The 24,946-nt window shown below is 53.6% G+C and carries 21 protein-coding genes and 1 other RNA gene; 4 read left to right on the forward strand and 18 right to left on the reverse strand.

The genetic code is table 11. The annotated features are described in order from the left end of the window. The first annotated feature begins 249 nt into the window (after positions 1 to 249). Together N7220_RS18790 and N7220_RS18795 are read left to right on the forward strand one after the other, a co-directional pair. The gene (locus N7220_RS18790; RefSeq protein WP_283149064.1) at positions 250 to 2,904 is read left to right on the forward strand and encodes a fimbria/pilus outer membrane usher protein; all 2,655 of its coding nucleotides are present in this window, start codon (positions 250 to 252) and stop codon (positions 2,902 to 2,904) included. Positions 2,905 to 2,910: 6 nt separating this feature from the next. Beyond that, positions 2,911 to 4,143 carry a fimbrial protein gene (locus N7220_RS18795; protein WP_283149065.1) on the forward strand — a complete coding sequence of 411 codons (1,233 nt, stop codon included), beginning with the start codon at positions 2,911 to 2,913 and terminating at the stop codon, positions 4,141 to 4,143. 77 nt (positions 4,144 to 4,220) lie between these two features. Here the strand turns inward: N7220_RS18795 and N7220_RS18800 are convergent, their stop codons facing one another. The 11 genes from N7220_RS18800 to N7220_RS18850 form a co-directional block, all read right to left on the reverse strand. Continuing rightward, positions 4,221 to 7,721 carry an ATP-binding protein gene (locus tag N7220_RS18800; RefSeq protein ID WP_283149066.1) on the reverse strand — a complete coding sequence of 1,167 codons (3,501 nt, stop codon included), beginning with the start codon at positions 7,719 to 7,721 and terminating at the stop codon, positions 4,221 to 4,223. Positions 7,722 to 7,733: 12 nt separating this feature from the next. Then, positions 7,734 to 8,363 carry a response regulator transcription factor gene (locus N7220_RS18805; protein ID WP_283149067.1) on the reverse strand — a complete coding sequence of 210 codons (630 nt, stop codon included), beginning with the start codon at positions 8,361 to 8,363 and terminating at the stop codon, positions 7,734 to 7,736. Positions 8,364 to 8,517: 154 nt separating this feature from the next. After that, on the reverse strand, positions 8,518 to 10,614 hold the full coding sequence (locus N7220_RS18810) for a hybrid sensor histidine kinase/response regulator (RefSeq protein WP_283149068.1): 2,097 nt from the start codon (positions 10,612 to 10,614) through the stop codon (positions 8,518 to 8,520). 58 nt (positions 10,615 to 10,672) lie between these two features. Next, on the reverse strand, positions 10,673 to 11,320 hold the full coding sequence (locus tag N7220_RS18815; protein ID WP_283149069.1) for a response regulator: 648 nt from the start codon (positions 11,318 to 11,320) through the stop codon (positions 10,673 to 10,675). Further along, positions 11,317 to 11,895, reverse strand: coding sequence for a hypothetical protein (locus tag N7220_RS18820; RefSeq protein WP_283149070.1), 579 nt, complete (start codon positions 11,893 to 11,895; stop codon positions 11,317 to 11,319). The genes N7220_RS18815 and N7220_RS18820 overlap by 4 nt, the downstream gene beginning before the upstream one ends. Before the next feature lie 535 nt (positions 11,896 to 12,430). Continuing rightward, entirely contained in the window at positions 12,431 to 13,693 is a 1,263-nt protein-coding gene (locus N7220_RS18825; RefSeq protein ID WP_283149071.1) for an NHL repeat-containing protein, read from the reverse strand. Between the two features lie 288 nt (positions 13,694 to 13,981). Further along, positions 13,982 to 14,554 carry a hypothetical protein gene (locus tag N7220_RS18830; protein ID WP_283149072.1) on the reverse strand — a complete coding sequence of 191 codons (573 nt, stop codon included), beginning with the start codon at positions 14,552 to 14,554 and terminating at the stop codon, positions 13,982 to 13,984. Continuing rightward, positions 14,551 to 15,123 (reverse strand): hypothetical protein, encoded by a 573-nt coding sequence (locus N7220_RS18835; protein ID WP_283149073.1) that lies wholly within the window; start codon positions 15,121 to 15,123, stop codon positions 14,551 to 14,553. Before N7220_RS18835 ends, N7220_RS18830 begins: the two co-directional genes overlap by 4 nt. A gap of 659 nt (positions 15,124 to 15,782) precedes the next feature. Next, entirely contained in the window at positions 15,783 to 16,229 is a 447-nt protein-coding gene (locus tag N7220_RS18840) for a hypothetical protein (RefSeq protein ID WP_283149074.1), read from the reverse strand. Beyond that, positions 16,207 to 16,452: a polymorphic toxin type 44 domain-containing protein gene (locus N7220_RS18845; protein WP_283149075.1), complete on the reverse strand. Its 246-nt coding sequence runs from the start codon at positions 16,450 to 16,452 to the stop codon at positions 16,207 to 16,209. Before N7220_RS18845 ends, N7220_RS18840 begins: the two co-directional genes overlap by 23 nt. Before the next feature lie 560 nt (positions 16,453 to 17,012). Beyond that, positions 17,013 to 17,405 (reverse strand): hypothetical protein, encoded by a 393-nt coding sequence (locus N7220_RS18850; RefSeq protein ID WP_283149076.1) that lies wholly within the window; start codon positions 17,403 to 17,405, stop codon positions 17,013 to 17,015. 329 nt (positions 17,406 to 17,734) lie between these two features. Between N7220_RS18850 and N7220_RS18855 the strand changes: the two genes are divergently transcribed. Further along, entirely contained in the window at positions 17,735 to 18,892 is a 1,158-nt protein-coding gene (locus tag N7220_RS18855) for an FRG domain-containing protein (protein WP_283149077.1), read from the forward strand. 214 nt (positions 18,893 to 19,106) lie between these two features. Here N7220_RS18855 and N7220_RS18860 read toward each other — a convergent pair whose 3' ends face one another. From N7220_RS18860 to N7220_RS18870, 3 genes are all read right to left on the reverse strand, one after another. Further along, complete coding sequence (locus N7220_RS18860; RefSeq protein ID WP_283149078.1) at positions 19,107 to 19,319, reverse strand: hypothetical protein; 213 nt, start codon at positions 19,317 to 19,319, stop codon at positions 19,107 to 19,109. Positions 19,320 to 19,421: 102 nt separating this feature from the next. Beyond that, positions 19,422 to 19,780, reverse strand: a transfer-messenger RNA (tmRNA) gene (ssrA, locus tag N7220_RS18865). Positions 19,781 to 19,869: 89 nt separating this feature from the next. Next, entirely contained in the window at positions 19,870 to 20,400 is a 531-nt protein-coding gene (locus N7220_RS18870; protein ID WP_283149079.1) for an acyl-CoA thioesterase, read from the reverse strand. 181 nt (positions 20,401 to 20,581) lie between these two features. On the opposite strand from N7220_RS18870, the gene acuI reads away from it, so the two are divergent. After that, entirely contained in the window at positions 20,582 to 21,565 is a 984-nt protein-coding gene (gene acuI, locus N7220_RS18875) for an acrylyl-CoA reductase (NADPH) (protein WP_283149080.1), read from the forward strand. Positions 21,566 to 21,631: 66 nt separating this feature from the next. On the opposite strand, the gene N7220_RS18880 is transcribed toward acuI, so the two are convergent. The 4 genes from N7220_RS18880 to N7220_RS18895 form a co-directional block, all read right to left on the reverse strand. Beyond that, positions 21,632 to 22,297 carry an HAD family hydrolase gene (locus N7220_RS18880; RefSeq protein WP_283149081.1) on the reverse strand — a complete coding sequence of 222 codons (666 nt, stop codon included), beginning with the start codon at positions 22,295 to 22,297 and terminating at the stop codon, positions 21,632 to 21,634. Positions 22,298 to 22,375: 78 nt separating this feature from the next. Further along, positions 22,376 to 23,104, reverse strand: coding sequence for a bifunctional 2-polyprenyl-6-hydroxyphenol methylase/3-demethylubiquinol 3-O-methyltransferase UbiG (gene ubiG, locus N7220_RS18885; protein WP_283149082.1), 729 nt, complete (start codon positions 23,102 to 23,104; stop codon positions 22,376 to 22,378). Next, positions 23,101 to 24,417, reverse strand: coding sequence for a TRZ/ATZ family hydrolase (locus N7220_RS18890; protein WP_283149083.1), 1,317 nt, complete (start codon positions 24,415 to 24,417; stop codon positions 23,101 to 23,103). The genes ubiG and N7220_RS18890 overlap by 4 nt, the downstream gene beginning before the upstream one ends. A gap of 85 nt (positions 24,418 to 24,502) precedes the next feature. Continuing rightward, the gene (locus N7220_RS18895) at positions 24,503 to 24,727 is read right to left on the reverse strand and encodes a hypothetical protein (RefSeq protein ID WP_283149084.1); all 225 of its coding nucleotides are present in this window, start codon (positions 24,725 to 24,727) and stop codon (positions 24,503 to 24,505) included. Positions 24,728 to 24,946: the final 219 nt, after the last annotated feature.

Raw genomic sequence — 24,946 nt, forward strand, 5'->3', positions numbered from 1 at the left:
GTGTAAAGCGCACTGAGCGCGCTTGTGCCTGGATTCCTGCGTTTTTCTATGCGCCCTGATGCGGACTGAATGAATGGAATGACTGCATGGCAAGCCAGTTTAAGTATTCTACTAAGCCTCTTTAATGTGGTGCTTATATCTGTTGTGTCTTGCAAATATTAAAATTTAATTTCTTTCTGGAATTGAATTATTTCTGGATTGACTTTTGCCGGTAATTATTTGTAATTTCATCAAACTGGTTGATCAAAAATGAAAAGCCGCACGCTGCAATTATTCCCTATCGGTGATCCACTCAGTCTGTTGATTCTATCCATCTTTGCCGCTGGGCCGGTACTGGCTGCTGAAGTGCCAATGCAGGTTGCAGAGGTACATTTCAATGATAATTTTTTGCATACCGATGGTCAGGCAATTGATATCACCCGTTTCAGCAGGGGTAACGTGGCGGTACCGGGTCAATATCGCGCGGATATCTATGTCAATAAAATCTGGGCGGGTCGGTCTGATATCACTCTGAGCGCGCTCAATGGCGATAAAGCCAATGTTCAGCCGTGTTTTGATCATGCCTTGCTGGATCGAATTGGCGTGGATTTTGGCAAGCTGGCGCCAGAGTCAGCCGCCATGCTCGAAGCAGGTATTTCGTGCCCGCAACTGCCCGCTTTGATTCCCGCTGCCACCGCTGCCTTTGATTTTGGTGAACAGCGACTGGACATCAGCATTCCGCAAATCGCCATGAACCGCAGCGCACGCGGTTACGTAGACCCGCGCTATTGGGATAACGGCATCACTGCGGCAACGCTTGGCTACAACGCCAACGTGTACAGCAGCAATTCAGATGGCAAAACCAATACCCAAGGGTATTTGGGGCTGAATGCGGGCGTGAACGTGGGTGACTGGCGTTTCCGTCATAACGGTAGCTACAGCGACAGCACCGCAACCGGCGGTCACTACCAAAGCGTCCAGACCAATCTGCAACGCGCCATTGTGCCGCTGGATAGCCAACTGACTATCGGTGATGCCTTTACCGATGGAAGCATGTTTGACAGCGTGGGCTTTCGGGGTGTGCAACTGGCCACCGACGACCGTATGCGCCCCGATTCGCAACGCGGATATGCGCCGATTGTGCATGGCATTGCCAACAGCAACGCGCTGGTGCAGATACGCCAGAACGGCAACGTCATTTACGAGACAACGGTTGCGCCCGGCGCCTTTGAAATTGATGACCTCTATCCAACCGGCTACGGCGGCGATCTCGAAGTCGTGGTGACCGAAGCTGACGGCAGCGTACATGTCTCACTCATTCCCTATTCCGCGCCGGTTAATTCGGTGCGCGAAGGCGTAACACGTTATAGCGCCATGGCCGGTCAGTATCGCAATAACGGCCTGCATAGCACGCCTTGGCTGACCCAGGCTACGGTTCAGCACGGTTTCACCAATATGGTAACGGGTTACGGCGGTGCAACTCTTGCTGACGGTTATGCCGCAGGCTTGGGGGGCGTTGCGCTCAACACCAGCGTGGGCGGCTTCGGTGTGGATGTGACCTACGCCGCCACTCACCTGAATACCCAGGCAGACCAGAACGGCATGAGTGCCCGGCTCAGTTACAGCAAGCTGATCGCACCGACCAACACCAATTTGACGATGGCGGCCTACCGCTATTCCAGCAAGGGTTATCTGGGTTTGCAGGATGCCATGGCGGTGATCGATGCTGACCGCTGGGGCGCGGGTAACGCGCTGGATGCGGTGTGGCATGCGCGTGGTCGGCTGCAGTTGAGCCTTAACCAGGCTTTGCCAGAGGGCTACGGCAGCTTCTATGCCTCCGGATCGTCCCAGAACTACTGGAATCGCAGCGGCAATGATCTGCAGTATCAACTGGGTTACAACAACAATTTCAAAGGCTGGAGCTACGGTGTTTCGGCATCACGCCAGTTCAATGCAGCCAATGCCTCGAGCAATGCAAATGGGATGACCACGGCCACCAATACCCCGGGCAAGTGGGATACCGTTGTCATGTTTACCGTGGGTATTCCTCTCGGTTCCGGCGCGTATCAGCCGTTCTCTTCGACTAGCGTGCAACACAACTCATCCGGGAATACCAGCGTTCAGGAAAATCTCTCTGGCAACCTGGGTAGCGACAACGCGTTTAGTTATGGTTTGAATGCGGGGCATAGTAGCGGCGGTGATGCACAGTCGAGCAACACCTTGTCCGTCAACGCCAGCTATATGTCCCCGCTGGCCCGCTTGGGGGTGAATGCGAGCAAAAACGGTAGTTATAGCCAGACCGGAGCATCAATGTCCGGCGGCATGGTGGCCTACGACGGCGGCGTTGCCTTTACACCAAGCATGAGCGAAACCAGCGCAATTGTAGAGGCACCGGATGCATCGGGTGCGCGCCTTGCGAATGGCAGTGGCTTACGCGTTGACCCTTGGGGCCATGCCCTGGTATCCGGGCTGACACCCTTTGCACGCAACCAGGTGGAAATCGATCCCAAAGGATTGCCGCTCAATGTCGAGCTCAAATCGACCATGCAGCATGTGGCACCTACTGCCGGTGCGGTCGTCAAGGTCAAGTTCGAAACTGAAAATACCGGGCGCTCGGCGTTATTGCGGCTGGCGACAACTGACGACAAGCCGGTGCCATTTGGCGCAGAAGTATTTGATGCCGATGGCGTCAGCGTTGGCACGGTAGCTCAAAGCGGACGCGTGATTGTACGTGGCTTGAAAGCCGACAAGGGCGACCTGACGGTGAAGTGGAGTGACGCCATTACCAGCGCCTGCCGGGTGAGCTATGAACTTCCAGCTCTGCGCAAGGAAGAGGGGGCAACGTTCTCTTCCATCTCCACCATGTGTCGCCCGATGACGTCGAACGCTGACGTGGCCGTGGCCAATACAAAACCGAAGCAATAAGAGGGCATGAAGATGAATACCAAGCAGAGTTCTGCAACGCTGGGTTTTGGCCAAGGTTCGTGGTGTAGCCGTACCTGTGACGTGGTTGCGTTTTTTAGCAAAGCGTTGCTATGCCGGTCACTGCCAGCCAAAGCCGGTGTGCTCATGCGAATCGTATTTGCCGCTGTTCTGATGCTGGCTGGTGGTGCCGCCCAGGCTTACCAATGCGGTAGCGGTTATGCGGTAAGCCCAACTATTTCGGTGCCCTTGGGATCAACGGTTATTACTACCTCACAGCCCACCACCGTGGGCAGCTGGGTTGGTGACTGGACGCCGTACAGCAAGACCTATGCGAACTGGTGGTGTTATGCCTCCAACGGAGACGTGCTTCGTCCAGTGCTCAAAGGCACTGGTGGCTATGCCTCCCCAGCGTCTATCACCGCACCCGATGGCGTCAACTACGCGGTTTTCGCAACCGGCGTCAGTGGGCTGGGGGTTGTGTTTAAGTGGCATGCAATTTACAGCCTTGCCGACACCAACGGGAATATGACCTCCATCGTGCAGGAGCAATCGATAGATGTGCCATTGCTTAGCGGGTCCTACACCAACCAGGTGGCACCCTGGAATTACAATTCTGGTTATCAACCTACTGACATTGGTATTGCCATTTCCGCCCGTTACATCATGATCGGCGCCATTCCCGCTGGCACCAAAGTGCCGGCCAAGGCGAGCACCCAAATTGGCCAGTCGGACATCATTTATAACGGGACAAATTTTAACTCCAACAAAGGCATCTACTTTTCGCAAACAGCATCGACCTTCCCAATTTTAGGCTGTACCCCTGTAACTGCCGTAAGTGTTCCAATGGGTACATACGGTACTGGCAAGCTGGCTACTAGCGGTTCCCGAATTGGCGCCACAAATTTCAATATTGCGTTGACGGGCTGCCCGGCCAGCATGTCTGGCATATCCATTTCGTTACACCCGGTAAATGGGACAATTGGCGCCAGCGCCAACAGTATTGCCACACTTGCCCCGGTGGCTGGCGTAGCGACCGGGGTGGGATTGCAAATCACGAAATCCGGGACGACGACGCCGGTGGGATTTGAAGTGGCCTTTCCATCCAATAGCGGATACACCGGCACGGCAGGCAATTACAACATTCCGTTGACTGCCACCTACGTCAATACCGGAGGAACGGGGACCGTGACCGCCGGAAGCGCCAACACACAAGTCGAATACACCATCACTTATCAGTAGCCCTCAGTACCCAATCGGTTGTACCCGTGAATCTGCAGTGAAATCACGGGTACTGTGTGTGGCAGCGCGAAAGCGTATTACTGGTTATCCATGTATTCGGCGCACATTCGTTCCAGCCGCCGCAATAAATTCGGGATGTTTCCGCGTTCGTCCGGATCGGTGCAGGCCGATTCAACGGCGGCACATGCGGCCACAAGTTCTTGTCGCGCCAGCATGCTGAATGGGCCTTTGATTCGATGTATGACATCTGCCAATGCGCTGAATTGGCGGGTAGCCATGAGCTCCCTGGCATTGAGCAGGTCGCTGGCAAGGCTCGAGGTTAATGTTTGTTTGATCTTGATGCTTTCTGCGGTGTTCTCGCCAGACTGCGTGAAATCCGGCCGCAAATCGCAGTAGTCCCAGCAGTACTCATTCAGCAATTTTGACCATGTCTGGATGCTCACTGGCCGGATCTGGCAACTATTCATGCCTGCAGATAGCGCTTGCTCATGCAGTTCTTTTTGCAAAGATGCAGTCATGCCAATCAATGGTCGATGCTGCTCGGCAGGTTCGACGCTGCGAATTGCCTTGGCCAGTTGGGGGCCAGACATTAGCGGCATGGTGCAGTCAATGACGACCAAGCCATAATCCCGGCGCTTGAGCATATCCAGTGCGGCAAAGCCATCTGCGGCTTCATCAACGTGGCACCCCAGTTTTTCCAGCTGGCCGCGTAGTATCAAGCGGTTTACCGGATGATCATCCACGATCAGCACCGCCAGCCCCGGAAACCAGATCTCACGCGGCTTGTTGGCCATGACAGCTGCAGCTTGGGTCGGGCCAATTACGGCGACCGGCAGACAGACCTCAAATGTCGTGCCTTGGCGTAACACGCTATGAAGCGTCAACGTGCCCTGCATGACCTGCACCAGTCGATGGGTCAGGGCAAGGCCCAGTCCGGTCCCTTCGTAAATCTGGGGGCCTTCGGTTGGCGCGCGATAAAAGGGTTCAAACAGCATGGGCTGGTCTTTCTGCGCGATACCAATACCGGTATCGCTAACCGCGATGTGCAGCTGCGGGTTATCGTTTTGCGTTGTCAGTTGAAGGGTAAGTGTGACTCGACCCTGGTTGGTGAATTTCAGGGCGTTGGTGATCAGGTTGGTGATGATTTGCCGCAGCCGAACCAGATCAATGCTGACTTCGCACGCCGTATTTTGTTCAGTGCAAACAAATTCCAGCCCTTTGTTGTTGGCCTGCAAAGTAAAGACTTCACGCAGTTCTGCCGCCAGTGCTGCCAGGTTTACGGGGGCAGGGTGCAGTACCAAAGTCTCGGATTCAATGCGGGACAAATCGAGGACTTCGTCCACTAACGCCAGCAAATGGCTGGCTGAGCCACGTGCCGCCAGCAGTTGCGCGCTATCAGTCGGGTCTTTGGCGGCGTCCAGGCGTAAGTCCAGTATGCCAATGACGGCACTTAGCGGCGTGCGCACCTCATGGCTCATGCCAGCCAGGAACAGGCTTTTGATCTGGTTGGCCTGGGCTGCTTCATCGCGCGCGGCTCGTAGCTGGTTCTCCAGTTCAATACGAGCGGTAACATCCAGCCATCCCCCGGCATAACCGGCTTTGTGGCCTTTTCCGTCCTCAAATGAGGTGGCCCAGACATACAGATTGTGCAAATGCCCGTTCAAACTGACCTCGACGTCGGACATGTCCTCTGGTCGATGCGCCGGATCGAATAGCAATTGCTGCACATCTGGCTCGCGTGTCACCGGTAATTGCTGGACCAATTGACTCTGTATGTGCGACATCTCTTGCTGAGTACTCGCCAGGTAAGTGCGATTGGCACTTTGTAGAGCACCTTGTGTATCGCACACAAAAATGGGTACTGGGATACTGTTGAACAATGCTTTGTTGAGTGCAAGGTTGGCTGACAAGGCCGTATTTGCTGCCTTGCGAAGACGAACTTGTCGCCGCAACGTCCAGCCCCAGCCTAAAGCAATTATCGCGAGTGCAATCGCAAGCGCCAATCCCCCGGCAATTTGTGCGCGATACCGCTGCCAGGTCGGGTCAGGATGCGCTTCAGAAAGCCAGCGGCTTTCCCAGGTTTCCATATAGTCTGGGGGCAGGGTGAGGATGACTTTATTTACGATGCTCAGCAGTTCAGGCGCTTGCTTGGTGACGCCAAAGCCAAAGTGTTTGGGCAGGGGCGCCAGTGTGCCCTGAATGACTAGCTGATCTTTGTAGAACTCGCCAATCAGGTAATTTGCAACGGCGATATCCGTAATCGCTACGTCAATACGAGATAGCTTGACCGCATCAAACAAAGCTCGCGGCGTGGCAAATAGCGTGAGCTGGCCGGGCTGAAAATGCGGGGCAACAGCGTTGTAAATAAGTTGGCCACCAATTATCCCGACCCGTTGATTCGCGGGCTGGCTGACGGAAGAAGACTGGGCACCTGAGCGTCCTACCATCACCCAAAGCGAAGTGGCATACGGGTAACTTTGATCCATAAAGTCTGCGGCAAGATCAGATGGTGAAAACAGGGTGAGGCTGGCTTTGGCTGAGCGCATTACATCCGGAATCTGTCCCGCTGAATCCAGGAGGACCGCTTCAAATTGCTGGCCGGTTTGCTTGTGGATTTTGTCCAGTAAATCGACGCTGATGCCTGCGGGCTTGTCGTCTGGTGTGAGAAAGAAAAACGGGGCGAACTCTTTAATGGTGGCATATCGAACGATCGGGTTTGCCTTGATCCAGGACAGTTCCGCTTGGTTAAAAGTAATTTGAGTGTCTGTTGAGAACGGGATATCCCGGTTTTCCCAGCGAGACTGGATATTCTGGCGAGTGGCGGCATCCATCGTGGCAATGCCGCTATCGAGTAAATGACGCAAGCGGGTATCGTCAGCGCGAGTAGCCAGATAAAAGCCGTCTGACGAGAATCCGGCAAAATTGCTGATCTCCAGATTACGCAATTGCAGTTGTTTAATCAGCCATGAAACAACCACATAGTTACCCACTCCGGCATCGGCGGAGCCAAACGCGACTGCCTGAATGGCCTGCAAATCCGAACTAAACGGCAGATAGCTTTGGGCGGGGACATGTTGTTTGAGATCGCCAAGCACATCCTGCGTCGAAACGTACGCGAGCTTGCGTATGGGGGTCTGGTTGACCAAGTCGGAATTGCGCCTTTTTACGATGACCAGGCGTCCGGCGTAATAGGGCAAGCCAAAGGAGATGTTCGTGACGTCCCTCGTGCGTGGTATCGAACTGGCAACGTCGATTTGCCCTAGAGCCAGTCGTGTTCTCAGTTCATCGACATTGGCAAAAGCACGGTAAGTGGGAGATAACCCGTTCTTTTTTGCAATCGCCTCGATGACATCTACAGAAACCCCAATAAAGTGTCCCGGCGCGTCCTGAATTTCCAATGGGGGTTGCTGGTCCGGGATGACGCCGATGCGCAAGACACCTTCTTTCCAGCCTTTATTCTGCAAAACACTATTGGTTTGCGGTGCAGCTGCGGTGGTAGTTGCCAACGGCACGCTCAAGGCCTGGTTTGCCGCCAGAGCTACAGCCAACGCCATGAGATAAGCTGCCAGCAGGCGCATTGCGCAACACCCTTATTCGAGCAGATTCCGCGAGCGGGCAAAGTCGATCACTTCTACCAGGTTTGATAACCCCAGTTTTTCCAGGATATGGGTTTTGTGGCTACTGATGGTCCGCTCACTCAGATGCAAGCGATTGGCCAAATCCTTGTTGGATATCCCGCGCGCCAACGCCAGCATGATCGCCAGCTCTCTTTGGCTAAGGCGTTCGAGCGGGTCACTCTTCGGATCGTACAAGTGTTCATGGTCAATTGTCGGAAAGCAGTTATAGCCATGCAGCACTTGCTGAATGGTCGTGAGCACCTCAGGAACAGGACGGTCTTTGCTGATAAACCCGTTGCCGCCAGCCTGAATAATGCGACTGATATAAACCCGTGGGTCCAGCATTGAGAAGACCAGGACCTTGGCTTTGGAACCTTGCTGGCGCATGCGCGCTATCAGAGCCAGTCCTTCCATATCGGGCAGCTTGAGGTCAACCACCACCAGATCCGGTTTGAGATTTGCCATCTGTTCGAGCGCGGTTTTTCCATCATGCGCTTGCCCCACAACAGTTAGCGTCGGGTCTTTGGTCGCCATTGTGACCAGCGCATCGCACACGGCAGGATGGTCATCCACAATATATATGGTGTTGGACTGCTGCTGCATTGCCAATTCCTTAGATGCCTTGATGCGCATATGGCACCAGGGGAAACGAACCAGCCGATATGGCCGGAATCCACCTTCACTCTAGACTGGGCAATTGCAGATTGCGTTTGTATCTTTTGCCTGGCTGCAGATATCAGATAGTTCTACACCATCACTATGCCAGGCAGTTCAGGCGCTCTTGTATTGCTGCCAGCAAGGCGTGGAGCTGCTGTTCTGCGTTGGTCATTGCCTGATTAAGCGCCGCGAATTTCTCATTTTTGACAATCTGTTCAACGGCCAGGCAGCGTTCCCCTAGTGCGGTGAAGCCAAACATATTTGTCATACTGCGCAGACGGTGGATTTTTTCAAGCAATGTCCCCCAGCTGTTTTGCCCGCAGGCGTTTTGCACGTCTTGCCAATCCGCAGTACAAGCTGCGGCAACATTGCGCAGTAAAACTACTTCTTTTTGTTTGTCTTCCAGCGTAATGACTTTGATACCGTCTAATGAGATGGCGTCTTGGGCCTGCGTTGCGGGCACATCGTTTACAGTGGACTTGTTCATCATGGCCACCGGCTTTTTACCCAGAATGCGTGCCCAGCCCGCGATCGTAACGGGTTTATGCAGGCAGTCATCCATGCCAGCTGCGATGGCCGCATTGCGGTATTCGCTTTGCGTAAATGCAGTAAGACCAATCATTCTTGTATGCGCGATATGGTTACTTTGTTCATGCGTCCGGACTCTTGCTGCGAGTTCCGGGCCGCTCATTCCTGGCATGGAATAATCGGTCACGATCAAGTCAAAACCTTCCCCTGCGGTTAATAAGGCCAAAGCCTCTTCGCCGCTACTCGCTTGCGTCACGTCGCAACCTAGCTGCTGGAATTGCGCTTCCAGCACGGTCAGGTTCAGCAAATGATCGTCGACGATCAGGACTTTCCTGGCCCAATGGCTTTGCTGCGTGGCTATCTCTGATTCAAACGGTACCGCTCTCGGTTCATCGCATAGTTCCGCTTCAATCAGGACTTGCACGGTGGTGCCATGATCTAACACGCTCTGCAGAGTGATTTTTCCGCCCATTAGCTCAACAAGTTGCCGACAAATAGCCAGACCGAGCCCAGTACCCTGATTTACTTGCTGCGTTTGCAAACGACCATGCTCAGCCTGACTAAACGGCTGAAAGAGTCCGGCCTGATCGGCTGTGGCAATGCCGATTCCGGTATCGCTTACCTCAATTTCAATCTTCACAGAGTGGGCAGTCTGGCCGGAAACCAGTCCTCCGCGCAGGCACACTTGCCCATGTTTGGGCGTGAATTTGGCAGCATTGGATAACAGGTTGGTAATGATTTGTTTGAGCCGCAAGGCATCTAGCGTCACCCACAGAGTTTGTGGAATAGCCGTCAGATCATTTACAAATTCGATGCCTTTGCTACTCAGCTGCATTTCGTAGAGCTGGCCGACTTCAGCAAGGACGTCCGCCAATCTCACCGGCGATGGATGGAGCACCAGTTTGTTAGCTTCAGCCTTGGAAAAATCGAGAATGTCGTCAATCAGCGCCAACAAATGTTGCGCAGCTTTGAGCGCCATTGCTTTGGCTTGCGGGCCTTTCCCTGCACCTGGAGCGCTATCTCTGTGGAGCAAACCTATTTCGAGACTACCGATAATGACATTGAGTGGGGTACGAATTTCGTGGCTGATATTGGAAAGAAAGGTAGATTTAACCTTGCTGGCTTCTTCCACTTTTGTCTGTGATTGTTCTGCAACCATCTTGGCGTGACGCAAAGCGTCTTCAAGACGTACACGCTCGCTGATATCAAGCCAGCCGCAAATACGGCCCGCAGGCGCACCTTGGTTTTCGTAAAACGGAATCGCCCAGAAATAAATATCTTGTTCTAAACCACCGAAACTCAGATGCAGATCTTGATAATGCACACCACTAATGGATCTGAGATTTTCACAAAATTCTTTGAGGCTTTGCAATGACGTCGTACCCATGGGTAGAGCAGTTTCCGCAGAAAACCTGACATTGGTAATGCCCTCGTTGGTAAGCTCCCGAAAAATTCGATTGCACTCCAGGACTTCCCCTTCTTGATTTATTGCAAATGCAGCAATAGGAAGGCCATCCAGCAAAGACTGATACATCTCAACCCGATCCCTCAGTTTACGATTGGCACGGGCTATCTCTTTGGTGGCAGAGCGCATTCTGAATGCTAGCGAGAGCGTTACCACCAAGCTAATGATCAGTAAAAGGCTGAAAAAAAAGACTTCAAAATCCATGTGTCTTCCAGAAATACAGGGGACAAGCGACAAGCCACAAGCCACAAGCCACCGTGCTTCAAGTGACGTCTAGTCCATACACTTTGGCGTAATCAATAAGTTCAACAATATTGTGTACATTCAGCTTTTTCATAAGGTTGTACTTGTGAGTCGCTACCGTCTTCTGGCTTATAAAAAGCTGACGGGAAATTTCGATGTTTTTCTTCCCTTTGATCAAGTTCATCAACACGTCTTTTTCTCGATCAGACAATTTATGAAGGATGTCCGCATCTTTAGATGGTGCAGACCCATGAGAATCTCGCCTTGGAAAGACGTTGTTTCCCATCAAAATGGAACGAATAGTCAGCAGCACCGCTTGCTGGGGTTTGTTCTTTGTTAAAAACCCGTTTGCGCCCAAGTTGGCCACTTCGGGCGAAAATACCCGCTCTTCATGACTGGAATACACCAAGATCTTGATTTCTGAATCAATGCGCTGAATGTCCCGAATTATTTTCAGGCCGTCACTATCAGGCATGCTTAAATCGAGGATGACGAGATTCGGCTTTTTTAAGTGCAGAAACTCCCTCAAATCGTGGCCGTCACTACTCGTTCCAACCACTTCCATATCGGGCTGCGGTTCTATAATCATCGACAGCGCTAGCAGGATAACCGGATGATCATCAATCAAAAATATGCGCGCTTTCTCGGGATGTTTGGTATTTTTCATAAAATATGCTGCTCGTTTATTTTGATGCGTAATGGCACGGTCGTGCGATATTCACATTGAATTGTTTTGGTGGAATTATCACTGCATAGAAAATTACTTTTTCCAAGCCCGTTGTTATATTTTTCTGGGATTGAATCACCATTCCTCCGGTTTTTTCGAGAGAAAAAATAATCCGAAATGAAATAAGAATGCAGAGAAAATAGCCCAATGCCAAAAATGAGAAGGCAGCTCGCCGCCACCGCGTCAATTTCAGAAATAAATAAATGTCGCAATAAAATGGAGAACGCAAATGCGCTAATGGATGAAAAAAGCATCATGAGCGAGAAAATTTTATCTGGATTTTTACTTGCACCAGTGACGTAGATTTGCACGGCAAACGCCATGCTGGTAAAGAGCCGCCTGGCTTTGTTTTCTGGTGTTGGCTGCTCGTCATCCGTGCCGAACGTGCAATCAACGTTGCGTATTCCGTTGATTTTCAGATCACACCAATGCGGGCGGTTTGTACACCTCTTCTCAAAGGGCATATAACTACCGCTTGCGAGGGTGACATTCCTGATGGGAATATGCTTTATCATTAGCTCAACTCAGTCCATGCTGTCATTGCTGAATTCAATCACTCCCAATGCTTTAAATACATAAATATCAATTTATTTTCCACTAAACTAATTTTTAGTAATGCATAGGAAAAATCCTATGCCGCTGGTGTAGGTCGATGAGCTTCTGAATTTTAAGATGCGGTTCTGGATCAAACGATATGAGATCACGATGTTGCTCTGGTTTAGCGAGAAAGCATTGCAAATGCGGCGCTAACGAGTTTCTTGCTGCGGGAAGATTCCTGGTGTGGTGTCATGAAATCGCAAAACCGTGAAAGTACCTAACACCACATAGAGTTTCCGTACGTGCGACTGCTTAGGTTCAAGTAGAAATTGCCCACCTGGACCTATACATAGAAGTTCTTCTTATCCACCGGGGTTGAAAGCTCAACCCTTGTCAACGGCTAGCCCTTTTTTCGCCAAATGCCGATAGCAATAAAAAAGCCCCGCATCATCGGGGCTTTTAAAGGCGATATCGTGCTCAATAGATGGCTACGCGATAGCCATTACTAATGGCTCAAGGCGTGCCGATTTCGTAGAGTCCTGTCGGGTTCAGGTCTGCTACATAGAGGTTTCCGGCGGAATCCAGAGCGACACCCGTAGGTATTCCAAGTGAAAACGAACCTGTAGCAACATGGGTTATTGTGTTTGTGCCTGCCGCAATCTTGTAGACCAGGTGATCTGTAGAACCGGCCACGAAAATATTGCCAGCAGCATCTACGGCTGTTTTCCAGGCGTTCGCAATTGAAGTGGACCCCGGTATCAGCGTGGCGCTTGTGCCTCCGGCCGGAACTTTATACACGCCAGCACCCAGCGTAGTCACATACAAGTTGCCGGACGCATCCAGCGTAACAAGCGCCGCACCGGTCACCGAATTGGTCACCAGCGTGGCGGTCGATGAACCCGCCGGGATTTTATAAATGCTGCTCGCATTTTCATCGACGACGTACAAAGCGCCTGCGGCATCAATTGCGATATCAGAAATGGTGCTGAACGACTGATTGATCGTCACTGCAGTGGACGTGTTTGATCCCAAAGCGATTTTCCATACCGCCGTGGTATTTCCGTCTGCAATATATAGATTGCCACTCGTATCAAGTGCCATACCCCCGCAGATATTGAGTGTGAGCCCTGGAATCGCGGTAGCCGTGGTGCTACCTGGGGCAATCTTGTAGACATGCCCCCCGAATGTCTCGCAGGTATAAACGTTACCCGCAGGATCCACAAGGACATAGCCGAGAGAGGCAAATGCTGTGGCGGGTGCAAGCTTGATTGTTTGGGCGCAACTGATGGCAATGGTCGCAACATCGGCAACGACGTTCGAACCGCTTGCGCCACTCACTTTACAAATCAGTCCTGCTGGCTGCGTGCCGACCGTAACGTTGTAACTGCTGCCCAATGTGATGCCGGTGGCGAATGTGAATGTGCCGTTCGCGGTTACGGTAAGCGCATCAGCGCCGTTGTTTTGCAATATCAGGGTGCCACCGGTCAGACCGGATACTGTGCCGCCAACGGTATAGAGAGTGACGACTGGCGTTGGCGTTGCGGTTGGAGTTGGCACCGGAGTTGGCGTTGGAGCCGCCGTCGGAACGGAGGTTGGCTCAGGTGTCGGCGTAACAGCCACATGAGACGACGTGGACGTTGAATCACTGGAATCAAGCACACATCCAGCCAGCGCCATGGCCAGTACACCAGCCAGAAGGGAAGAGAACAGTTTCATGACATTCGCATCAAAATACGGGAGTGGGCGAATGTTAAAGTGCCTTACTTTTTTTTTCACCTTACGGGATTCGTGGTGTCGCATTATTCGTGAATGACGTGAATATATAAATCCACACCAATGTTGCGAGCACCATGACGGTAGTGCGCGACGACGATTCAGCCGGAACCGCGTTTGCGGCTTCGGCCAACTCGTAACCCGGTTGAAGGCCGATTCTCGGCATAAACGTTAACGAGAATCCGGGGTGGCGATATCTCACCGTGCCGATACCCCTGGTTTTGCGGGCAGCGTGCCCCGGATTCCCGCTGCGTTTATGCCGATGCCCGGCCTTCACCCGGGCTACGGTCGTCATCTGGGCAGGACCGTGTTTGCGGCTTCGGCCCACTCGTGCACCGGATACCCGTTCCGGAAAGCCCGCTCGAGCAATTGGCGATCGACCAGCCCCCAGACGCCCCAGGCACCACCGATGTCGTGCAGGTCCAGCCTTGACGCGGCATCGTAAAACGCCTGGTCGATGCGCAAGCCTGCTCCGACGGGAATGTCGGCCAGCGTGACATCGCGCAGGCCGTGCAGCGGATCAAAACAGACAAAGCGCCGGTAGACCTCCGGCACCCATTTGCCGTATCCGTTCATGCTTGCCGGAACCAATTGGCGGGCAGGCAGGGGTTGTTCGGCGGGGCCATTGGCCTGCCGCTGTTGCCAGTGCTCGGCGGTATCCACCTCTCCGGATGGGGTATCAAGCAACCAGGCAACAGGAACCAGTGCCATGTCACTGGTTTGCAGTTCCGAGCCATCGGTAAAGGTATAAACCAGTTGTGCCTGATCCAGGCTAGTTTGCGTTACGGCCAGGCACAAAGCGGCCTTGCGCACCATGTACGGATCAACAAATTGATTGACGATGCTTTGGGCGATAGTGGTCATCCTTGCACCTCCGTCGGGCGGGAGGCGGGTAGCGGCATCCGCCAGATCATCACCTCAGATTCATCGCTGGAAAACTGGTCCAGCAAGGCAGCATCGACCAGCCCCCATACCGTTCCCTCCGCCAGCCCCTGCGCCGCAGTGTAGAAACGTTGGTTGAGCAGTAACGGCGCTTGGGGTGGCAACTCACCCAGGTGAAACTCGCGCAGACCGTATTGCGGATTGAAACAAACGAACCGCCGCTCGTGTTCCGCCAGCCAGTGGCCAGATTCATCCTGAAAAGCCGGAACAAGGCCACGTTCCATGCGCTGCATCAGGCGGGTTTGCCCCTGGCGGCGCGCCATCTGCAGCCACTGGCTGGCATCGGCTACCTCGCCGGTGTGCAGATCAAGCAGTTGCTCAAGCACGCTCAGCCGCAACGTACTGGCGCGCAACTGCGAGCCATCGGCAAAGGTATAAATCATGGGCATCTGCCGGATATCCGATTGCGCAACCGCCAACTGGCGTGCCACAGCCAGCAGGGCATCGTAGCCAGGAATCTGCTCGAAGAGACTGCGGGCAATGGTGGTCATGACTGGCCTCCGTTGCGGCATGAGGCGGGTCGAAACTGGATATATCGGGGAAGGGAGGAAAGGGAGAAAAAAGAGAGAACGCGCACAGGCGGCGCGGGCGTGCCTTGTGGTCTGAACATGATGGTGCTTCCTTTGCTGGCGGTCTTGACTCCCGCCACCCCGCTGTCAAACGGGGTGGCGGAACCGGGCAGGGTTGACAGACCGGGCAAAGGAACCGGCAGGCCTTGCGGCCTCCCCACCCGGCCCGCCATAGATACAGGCGTGCGGGTGCGACGGACGCAAAAATAGCCGCGAAATTATCATAATTCGGCGGCTGTTGTCCGCCTTTGCTACCGGGCTGTCAAACCCGTCTGCGCTCTTACACGCAGACCTTCATGGTGCGGCTATCGGGCGGGTGAGGGTATACGGGTTTACCCTTATATTGGCGTGGAAGGAGTTGGAAATCTGGAAGTTCTTTGATGCGAATGCGGCAGGGTGGGTTGCCTCGTCTCACCGATTCCGTAGCCCGGATGAAGGCCGAGAATCGGCATAAACGCAGCGAGAATCCGGGATGCCATATTCGCAATATCACCTTCACTGGCCCGAGGCAGTGTATTACTGCCCCGGATTCTCGCTTCACTTCATCGGGGCTACTTGCTGAGCCGCTCACACTAATTGCTTCAAGGCCGGTGCAGGGAGTTGCTTAAATAGAAAGTGGCAGAGATGTAGTCATCACCACTATTGAAACCGGCTTTGCTGGAAAATTCGTAAATCCGTGCATCGGTAGTGATTTGGGCCGAGTCGGCACTTGCAAGTATTTTGCTATCTGCATCATCGGTGACCAAAAACGGAGTAGCGGCTTGTGCCAATTTGAGTGCTTCACCCGCGTTGCTGGTTTTGGCCAGAAAGTAATACCGGTACAAATTGGGTACGGTAGTGCCGCCTTTGTCCCAACGGAAAACATAAATAGCTCCGGTTGAGCCAATGGGGACCAAGGTTTTAAGCACGCCGGGATACGGGTTGCTTCGCGAGCTACCAATGCCTAATCCCGCAAAAAATACCGCCACCATTGCCAGTAGAATAACCAGCCATACCCATTTGCGCTTAAAACCCCCGGCGTTTTGCATATTCGATGCCAGCCTTGATTTGTTTTTGGTCCGAAGGATCATCCCCGTAAGGTGCTCGTCCCCAGTAAACGCCCCAGCCCGATGTGGAGGTGCGTGCTGCCTCTTGGGCGTAACCCGCTGCCCTCAGCAGCACAACTTCGGGAATGCCAAGCGCCGTTCCGGTAGCACCGTAATTGAAGTTGCCCAAATCGGCATACTGCCGACCACGCTGCTTGTAGTCCATAGGTCCGTGACCCCATACATGATCATAAAACCACTGTAGGAATTGGCATTGGCGAATTTGCCGCACGCTCTGCGTGCATCGATCATATTAAGGTCTACAGAAACGCCGGCCGGCGAAATGGGAGGAAAGGACATTGCGCATCCTTTGGCTGCGAGTTTACAAAGAAGACGCAAACCCTACGGCCATCCCCCATGTAATGAAATCCCCGTCATTTTCGATACATTTTCGATCAAGGACACACGTTATGGCGGGTGGGGTGGTATGCATTGGACAAGAAAAACCCGCAAAGCGTTTATCTTTGCGGGTTTTAGGTTTCTTTATGGGGGAGTATTTAAATCTGGTGCTGGTTGGTACAAGTGGGCCGGTGGGAGTCGAAAGAACGTCTATGTGTGGCTTTCTTGCTTAATGTGCACGATATGATTTTTTAAAAGTACCGACATAAGTACCGACAGTTTCTAATGCTTGTGCCGCTTTTACCACAACACTTCCAATACTCCATGGCCCAGTGGCTAGAGCTAAATCTTGTGTACTTGGGGAATCACGATAGGTCGGTCGTAGAATTAGTTACAAATACGCTGATTACCGATGTTCTGACAAGTTACCGTACGCCCGTCGCTAAAGTGAGTGATCGTCTGGTTTCCAATCTGCTGGGTGTTGGCGCTGGTACCATCGCTATAGTTGGTTATGCGCTGGTTGCCAAATTGTTGCGAGTTTGCTGATTGGCCGTTGCTGTAGTTCGTGATTGTCTGGTTGCCGAACTGCTGAGTAGTGGCAGACTGACCATTGTTGTAGTTAGTAATCGCCTGATTACCGAACTGTTGGGTAGTAGCGCTATTACCATATCCATCAGTACAGACCCGCTGATTACCAATGTATTGACAGGTGCTTTGCGCTTGGGCTTGACCCGCTGCAAGTGCTAGGGCAAGAACCGACAGTATTGAGATTGCTTTCATGAATATGTTGCCTAAAGACAGCGAAGAGAGGCATGCCGCTATTGGCTCTCCCTGGCTATGTTGATGTCATTTTGGGGTTGGGATTGACTGGGGCTTCGTTGCGAGCGTATGCCTGACCGGCCAGGAAGCATATTACGTCTTTCTTGACGTAGCAGGTAGATGCAAACCAGCTTTGTTTGGCAACCATTTTATCTTTGGGGTAGCGAAAAATGTCCTGCCAATATTGCATCAGGCGACGGTTGACTTTTCGGCCTTGTAAGTATGCAATTGACGAGGCCATAATATGCTGAGCGGAATTGACCTGCTTAAACTAGTTAAAGTGAGTCTTGATGAAGCATAATCAATACCTTGGCACCGTTAAGCTGGATGGTGTTGAATTGCCTGCGCTATTGTGTTCTGATGCGGATCGCCCTGATGTTTTGAGTTTGCAGGTATACAACCCGGCAACTGGCTATTCGGCACTCTTCACACTGCGAGAAATAGAAAAAAAGATAGATAAATCTATCTACGCTGTCGTAGAGGCCTTCGGTCCTGACAAGGAAAAACCATCGCAAACTGTCTCCATAATTGGAGATATTAATCCAAAGGGCGAATTAAAGGTTGAAATTACCGAAGGCACGGATGGAGGCGTCCTTGGAAAAAGTACTGACGGGAAGTCATCTTTTGCATTCAAGGCACCTTCGAGCGAAGAGACGTTTGAGCCAGTTTATATATGCGAAGACTGGCTTGATTTTTTAAAATGGATTAAGGAAAATAAAAATAATATTGGCTCTTTTAGAGGTCATGGCAATTCTAAGTTTCATTTGAAAACGACATTGGCACGTGCTGGGCGTACAGTTATGCCTAGATATTGCAATGAAACTTTGCCAATGTTTCAGGAGCATGTTGAGGCATTTAAAAATCAACGAATTAATAGAAATGATGCAGCAGAATATTCATATTTGCTGGCATTAGCGCAACATCATGGCCTCCCAACGCCGATGCTTGATTGGTCTCGCTCACCATACGTGGCGGCATTCTTTGCCTTTTCTGATTATCTTGAAAACAAAGATAATAGAAAGGATGTTACGCATGTGCGGGTATTTGCGCTGACGCGCGCGTTCTACGACGCTCATCAGCCTCCTATTGTTTCGTTGAATGCATACGGACCGTACGCATTTGCGTTAAGCGCCACGGCACGCGACAATCCGCGCCTTTATGCTCAACAAGGCAGCTTCTTGGTTACGAACGTTTGTGACGTGGAAAAATTTCTGAGAGAACTTGAGCAATTTAATAATGCTGCATATCTCTACGCTGTAGATATACCGGTCTCAGAAGTAATCGTTGCTCTTGAAGATCTGAGATATATGGGAATTAATCCCGCAACAATGTTTCCTGGTCTTGATGGGATAAGCAAGATGATGAAGCAAGAAATGGCTTCAAGAGACCTCCAAACTTTTAATGCTGCGGAAGGAAATTTAGCGGCAGAGAATGGATCAAAGCTATAAATCTTAGTTCTGTAGGGTGCGCATTGATGCGCACCGTCTCCCTAGACTAGCTGATTTCACGAACATCTTGTCAATGTGTGAAGCTGAAACCGGAGGTGGTTTGTTGGAGCAAGACGGCAATTCGCCAGGGAATTCAGATTCAAATTTGAAACAATAAAGCGGGTCAGGGGATGGGGCTGCGGCTGAAATCGGCCCCCCCATCGTGAGGACTGCTTTATTGCTCGCGTGCAGGGTCAATTTCCTGGGCGCGCGTTGTTTTGCGGGAGCGCCAGGTGGTTTCCGCTATTCCTGCAATCGCTACCAACATGCCAATCAGCACGGCCCACAACCCAACTTGGGAATACATCAGCAGCCCAATGGCGATACCCCATGCGGCGTTGAGCAGTAACTTTTTTGTGCTGATTTTGGGGTGTTGGGTGGGCGTCATGTTCTTGTTTATCAAGTTACTTCTCCATGCCCGGACCACAATCCAGGCCCGCAAAAACAAACGCCCGGAACCGCATAACGGCGCCGGGCGCAGAAGTGAAACTGGTGGAGCCGGTGGGAGTCGAACCCACGTCCGAAAGTCCTCTACGAAGAGTTCTACATGCTTAGCCTGGTCAACTGGATTTAACCTTTAACGAGCCGACCGGCAGGCTTGTTTCGGGCGAGTCACCTTAGTTTGACACTGCATCAAGTGACCCGATGCAGCGCGATCCCTTCTATATGACTCTGCTACCGGTTGCCCGGTCTACCCGAAGGGAGAAGTAGTGCAGAGCCTAGCTGGTTAAGCAGCTAGGGCGTAAGTTTCGTCGTTTGCAACTAACTTGGTTCAGTGTTTTACGGGTAACTGAGAACCCGGCATGCCCTCATCCGCTTTGTAACCCCCGTCGAAACCATGGCGGCCCCAGATGAAGAATGCCTAGTATACCTCGAAACCGCATTTCGGCGCAGCCCCACCGTGTGAGCGCTGTTGGTGTGCGGGTGACTGGTCCGGATTATTGGGTTTGATTCTGGGTTTGGTTCTGGCCTTGCACCCAAGCAACAATCCAGTCGGGTAGCGGCGGTGACGGGTGGGTAATGCCGCCCAATGCCATCAGGTCGCTGGTGAGCACAGAGCCGCCGGTTCTGCGCAAAAAGCGGGCGGCGACCACGGCTACGGCAATGATTTCGCCTTTGCGCTCTATGCGGTGCTGCAGGAATACGGCTTTCTCGTCCCAGCCCAGTACGTCGGTTTGCACTTCAAACCGCTGCCACACAGTCAGCGCTTTGCGAAAGTGGATGGTTTCCATTGCCACCACCGGAAACCAGCCCGCCTGCTTGACCTTGTCGGCCAGGCCAGAGCGAATCATCAAGTCGGTGCGGGCCAGGTCGAGCAGGGTGAAATAACGGCCATTGTTCACGTGCCGCAGGATATCCAGATCATTGGGGTAGACCTGATAGGGCGTGCGACAGGGGCCGAGTACCGGGCACACTGGTCTGAAGCGCGCAAACAGCATTTGCCAGATCAAACGAAAATAAAGATTCATGTTTTGGGCCAGAAGGACGGGTCAGGTCAAGGAAGGGTCAAAGCAGGATCAGAATTCGCAAAAACCGCATTGAGCGACGGTTTGTTTTGCGTGCACACTGCCATGCAATTCATCGCGTGTTATGCCGTCGTACTTTGTCGATTGCGCAACACGCAGTAAATACGGCAAAACCGGAGGCCCCATGTTTAAAGCGTTATTGTTGAACCAGTCAGATGCCGGGTTCTCGGCGCAGGTTACAACGCTGGATGAAGCGGCATTGCCAGAAGGCGATGTGCAGATTGATGTGCAGTTCTCAACACTCAATTACAAAGATGCGCTGGCGATTGGCAATACCAGCCCGATCGTGCGCAAGTGGCCGATGGTGCCCGGCGTGGATGGTGCGGGCATCGTTACCGCATCGCGCCATGCGGATTTCAAACCCGGTGATGCAGTAGTGCTTAATGGCTGGGGCGTGGGAGAGCGCCATTGGGGCTGCCTGGCTCAAAAGGCCAGTTTGTCGGGAGACTGGTTGATTCCGCTGCCTGCGGCGTTTACACCTGCGCAGGCCATGGCCATTGGCACCGCCGGTTATACCGCCATGTTGTGCGTGCAAGCGCTGGAACGGCACGGGCTTACTCCGGCAGACGGCCCGATTCTGGTTACCGGTGCGACTGGCGGCGTGGGGTCGATTGCGGTGGCCTTGCTGGCTCGCCTGGGTTACTCGGTGACAGCGCTTACGGGTAAAACCACGGCGAGCGATTATTTGCAGCAGTTAGGCGCTACCGAGGTGCTGGATCGGGCCGCGTTTGCCGCTGCGGGTAAACCATTGCAGAAAGAACTGTGGGCAGGCGTGATCGATTCGGCCGGTAGCCATACGTTGGTGAACGCGTGTGCCCAGGTGCGTTATGGCGGCGCGGTTGCCGCATGCGGGCTGGCGCAAGGAATGGATTTGCCGGGCACCGTCGCACCGTTCATTTTGCGTGGGGTGACGCTGTATGGCATTGATAGCGTGATGGCACCTAAAGCCCGCCGCATGGCTGCATGGCAACGGCTGGCGCAAGATCTGGATCACGATTTGCTGCGTGCGGCGACCACGCAGATTGGTCTGGCCGATTGCGTTGATGCCGCGCAGGACATTCTGGCCGGGCGGCATCGCGGGCGGTTTGTGGTAGATGTAAACCGGTAAACCACTTACTTGAGGCAAGACGCAGTGCGCGCCTTGCCTCAATTATTCATCCGCAGTTGGCTGTGCTCAGGCCGGTAGGTGCGCCAGCAAATCCAGCGGGTGACCAATGCTCAGGTCGGCGCCCCAATTTTCGGGCTGGTCGGTGCTGGCGATATAGCCGTAGCTGGCAATGACTGTTGTCATGCCCACTCGGCGGCCGGCCTCGATATCGCGTTCGGCATCGCCCACATAAATGCAGTTGGCAGGGTCCACGCCCAGCGCTTCGGCAGCGTGGTACATCGGCTTGGGGTCTGGCTTGGGTGCGCCCACGGTATCGCCAGACACCACCACGCCTGGCGCGAACGGCAGCGGCAGCAGGGCCACCAGCGGGTCGGTAAATCGCGCCGGTTTGTTGGTGACAATGCCCCAGCGCCAACCGCGCGAAACAATCGCTTCGATCAGCGGAGTGACGCCATCAAACAAAATGGTGTCATCGGCCAGATGTAGCGCGTAGTGCGCCAGAAAACGATCCCTCAAGGCGATGAATTGTTCGGGCTGCTGTGGAGTGATGCCAAAACCTAGCCCAATCAAACCACGCGCGCCGTGCGAGGCAATGGGGCGAATGGCCTGATAGGGTTGCAGCGGCAGACCTTCTTCGGCCAGCAGGCGGTTGAGCGCGGCGCCCAAGTCTGGCGCGGTATCCGCCAGCGTGCCATCCAGATCAAACAAGACTGCGCGAACGGGGTCGGTCATTGCGAGTGGATTCCTGATATTGCTGAGCGCGCCGCCGCCGAGTCAGTTGGCGGCTGGATGTGGCCGGTTGCGGATAGGTTAGAGCGGCTTGCGGCAAGCCACCATGTAATTGACGTCAGTATCCGCGCCCAGTTTGTAAACCTTGGTGAGCGGGTTGTAGGTTAGCCCGGTAAGCGCTACGGTTTCGATGCCGCTGGTGCGGGTCATGCGGCCCAGTTCAGACGGCTTGATGAACTTGGCGTAATCGTGAGTACCGCGTGGCAGCATGCCCATGATGTACTCGGCGCCGAGTACGGCCAGCGCATAGCTCTTGGCGTTGCGATTGAGCGTGGAGAAAAACAGCCAGCCACCTGGTTTTACCAGTCGTGCGCAGGCTTCAATAATGCTGGCGGGCGAGGGGACATGCTCCAGCATTTCCATGCAGGTCAGCACATCGAACGATTCGGGCGCTTCTTCGGCCAGCGCCTCGACCGCAACTTTTCGATATTCCACACTCAAGCCAGATTCATGCAAATGCAGCTTGGCGATTTTGAGTGATTTGTCGGCCAGATCAATGCCGGTCACCTGCGCGCCACTGGCCGCCATGCCCTCGGACAAAATACCGCCACCGCAGCCCACATCCAGCACCTTTTTGCCCGTCAGGCCAGCGTGCTCATCAATAAATGCCAAGCGCAGCGGGTTGATGTCGTGCAGCGGTTTGAACTCGCTGGTTTTGTCCCACCATTTGTGAGCCAGCGCCGAAAACTTGGCGATTTCGGCGGCATCGGCGTTCAGGATGTTGTCGGGCGCGGATTGGGGTTCTGTCATGATTTCTTGCCTTCCATGCGCGCTTGCCAGCGGCGGGCGCGGGTGAGGATTTCCTGGCGATTCAGGCTGGTGTGCTGGCCATTGTGATACACCGTGCGGCCAGCAATCCAGACGTGGCTGACCTGGGTGCGGTCAGCGGCGTAAACCAGATGCGATACCGGATCGTAACATGGCGCGGTGCCTGCCGCAGAGAGGTCAACGGCGATCATGTCCGCCTGTTTGCCTGCCACCAGGCTGCCGATGCGGTCCTGCCAGCCCAGTGCTTTGGCGCCATTGAGGGTGGCCATTTCCAGTGCTTGCCACGCGGGCAGTGCTTCGGGATTGCCGCTCTGGCCCTTGGCCAGCAAGGCGGCCATGCGCAGTTCGGCGAACATATCCAGCTTGTTATTACTGGCAGCACCATCGGTGCCGATGCCGACGTTGATTCCGCCAGCGATTTGATCGGCAATGCGGGCAAAGCCGGATGCCAGTTTCAGATTCGATGCCGGATTGTGCGAGACGTTCACCCCGTGCCGCGCCAGCAGCGCGATTTCTTCATCGGTGGTGTGTACCATATGCGCGGCAATTAACTGGTTGCTTAGCAGGCCCAGCCCGGCCAGCCGTGCCAAAGGACGCGTGCCGTGCTCTTTGAGGCTGCCAGCAATTTCGTCCTGGCTTTCGTGAATATGGCAATGAATACCCACGTTCAGTTGATCGGCCAGCATGATCACATTGCCGAAGGTGGCATCGCTTACCGTATACGGCGCGTGTGGTGCCAAGGTGAACCCAACCAGTGATTCGCCGCGGAATTCATCCATGCAGGCGATAGCTTTGCGGATGTAGTCGTCGGCATTGCTGGCATACGCTGTGGGGAACTCCAGAATCGAGCAACCCACCATCATGCGAAAATCGCTGGTCAATGCAGCGCGGGCAACAGTGCTGTGGTGAAAGTACATGTCGTTGGCGCAGGTGGTGCCGCCAGCAATCATTTCCGCGATGGCCAGTTGCGTGCCATCGAAGACAAATTCATCAGATACAAACTTCCCTTCAGCCGGCCAGATGTGCTCGTTCAGCCAGGTCATCAGTGCCAGATCGTCGGCATAGCCACGCAGCAAAGTCATGGCTGAGTGAGCGTGCAGATTGATCAGCCCGGGCAGCAAGGCGTGATCCGGCAGGTGGATGCGCTCGGCTTGTGGATACTGCTGCAGGGCCTGAGACACCGGCAGCAGGGCGCGGATATGTTCCCCCTCCAGCACCAAGGCATGGTCGGTTAGAACCAGCGCTTGCGGTTCAATCGGGATAATCCAGCGCGGAATGATGACTTGTATGGGCATGCGATGCTTGCAAAGGCAATATTTGAGAGGGAAAGGCGGCTGAGCCAGCCTTGAAGATTCGGGGCGCTAGCTTGATAACTGGATATTACAGACTGTAGAAAAGCAAAAAGCCGACCAGTTGGTCGGCTTTTTTGCTTGCGCGCCGTGAATTACTTGGCAGCGGAAGCGTCCGAAGCAGCAGCGTCGGAAGCAGCAGCAGGAGCAGCAGCAGCGTCGGAAGCGACGTCGGAAGCAGGTGCAGCAGCAGCGTCGGAAGCGGCCGGAGCAGATGCTTCAGCAGCAGGAGCGGATGCATCAGCAGGAGCTTCATCTTTCTTGCCGCAAGCGGTGAGTGCGAGGGCCAGCAGGGCAGCAACGAGCAGAGACTGTTTCATTCTTCTTACCTTTAGCAGAATGGGGGGTTGGACAAGTAAATTACAAATTACAGCGTTGTTAGGCTATCGACCGTGATCGATGGCTATTTGGAAACCAGTTACATCACTGACGACCGACGGGCGGAATTCTAGCACGATTTGAATAAAAGGGTAGC

This window comes from Silvimonas soli, from assembly GCF_030035605.1.
Lineage (GTDB): Bacteria > Pseudomonadota > Gammaproteobacteria > Burkholderiales > Chitinibacteraceae > Silvimonas > Silvimonas soli.

Excerpts from the sequence above, each read along its gene's own strand:
- N7220_RS18790 (WP_283149064.1), top strand. The coding sequence starts at position 250 with ATGAAAAGCCGCACGCTGCAATTATTCCCTATCGGTGATCCACTCAGT.
- N7220_RS18795 (WP_283149065.1), top strand. The coding sequence starts at position 2,911 with ATGAAGATGAATACCAAGCAGAGTTCTGCAACGCTGGGTTTTGGCCAA.
- N7220_RS18800 (WP_283149066.1), bottom strand. The coding sequence starts at position 7,721 with ATGCGCCTGCTGGCAGCTTATCTCATGGCGTTGGCTGTAGCTCTGGCG.
- N7220_RS18805 (WP_283149067.1), bottom strand. The coding sequence starts at position 8,363 with ATGCAGCAGCAGTCCAACACCATATATATTGTGGATGACCATCCTGCC.
- N7220_RS18810 (WP_283149068.1), bottom strand. The coding sequence starts at position 10,614 with ATGGATTTTGAAGTCTTTTTTTTCAGCCTTTTACTGATCATTAGCTTG.
- N7220_RS18815 (WP_283149069.1), bottom strand. The coding sequence starts at position 11,320 with ATGAAAAATACCAAACATCCCGAGAAAGCGCGCATATTTTTGATTGAT.
- N7220_RS18820 (WP_283149070.1), bottom strand. The coding sequence starts at position 11,895 with ATGATAAAGCATATTCCCATCAGGAATGTCACCCTCGCAAGCGGTAGT.
- N7220_RS18830 (WP_283149072.1), bottom strand. The coding sequence starts at position 14,554 with ATGACCACTATCGCCCAAAGCATCGTCAATCAATTTGTTGATCCGTAC.
- N7220_RS18835 (WP_283149073.1), bottom strand. The coding sequence starts at position 15,123 with ATGACCACCATTGCCCGCAGTCTCTTCGAGCAGATTCCTGGCTACGAT.
- N7220_RS18840 (WP_283149074.1), bottom strand. The coding sequence starts at position 16,229 with ATGCAAAACGCCGGGGGTTTTAAGCGCAAATGGGTATGGCTGGTTATT.
- N7220_RS18845 (WP_283149075.1), bottom strand. The coding sequence starts at position 16,452 with ATGGACTACAAGCAGCGTGGTCGGCAGTATGCCGATTTGGGCAACTTC.
- N7220_RS18850 (WP_283149076.1), bottom strand. The coding sequence starts at position 17,405 with ATGAAAGCAATCTCAATACTGTCGGTTCTTGCCCTAGCACTTGCAGCG.
- N7220_RS18855 (WP_283149077.1), top strand. The coding sequence starts at position 17,735 with ATGAAGCATAATCAATACCTTGGCACCGTTAAGCTGGATGGTGTTGAA.
- N7220_RS18860 (WP_283149078.1), bottom strand. The coding sequence starts at position 19,319 with ATGACGCCCACCCAACACCCCAAAATCAGCACAAAAAAGTTACTGCTC.
- N7220_RS18870 (WP_283149079.1), bottom strand. The coding sequence starts at position 20,400 with ATGAATCTTTATTTTCGTTTGATCTGGCAAATGCTGTTTGCGCGCTTC.
- acuI (WP_283149080.1), top strand. The coding sequence starts at position 20,582 with ATGTTTAAAGCGTTATTGTTGAACCAGTCAGATGCCGGGTTCTCGGCG.
- N7220_RS18880 (WP_283149081.1), bottom strand. The coding sequence starts at position 22,297 with ATGACCGACCCCGTTCGCGCAGTCTTGTTTGATCTGGATGGCACGCTG.
- ubiG (WP_283149082.1), bottom strand. The coding sequence starts at position 23,104 with ATGACAGAACCCCAATCCGCGCCCGACAACATCCTGAACGCCGATGCC.
- N7220_RS18890 (WP_283149083.1), bottom strand. The coding sequence starts at position 24,417 with ATGCCCATACAAGTCATCATTCCGCGCTGGATTATCCCGATTGAACCG.
- N7220_RS18895 (WP_283149084.1), bottom strand. The coding sequence starts at position 24,727 with ATGAAGCTCCTGCTGATGCATCCGCTCCTGCTGCTGAAGCATCTGCTC.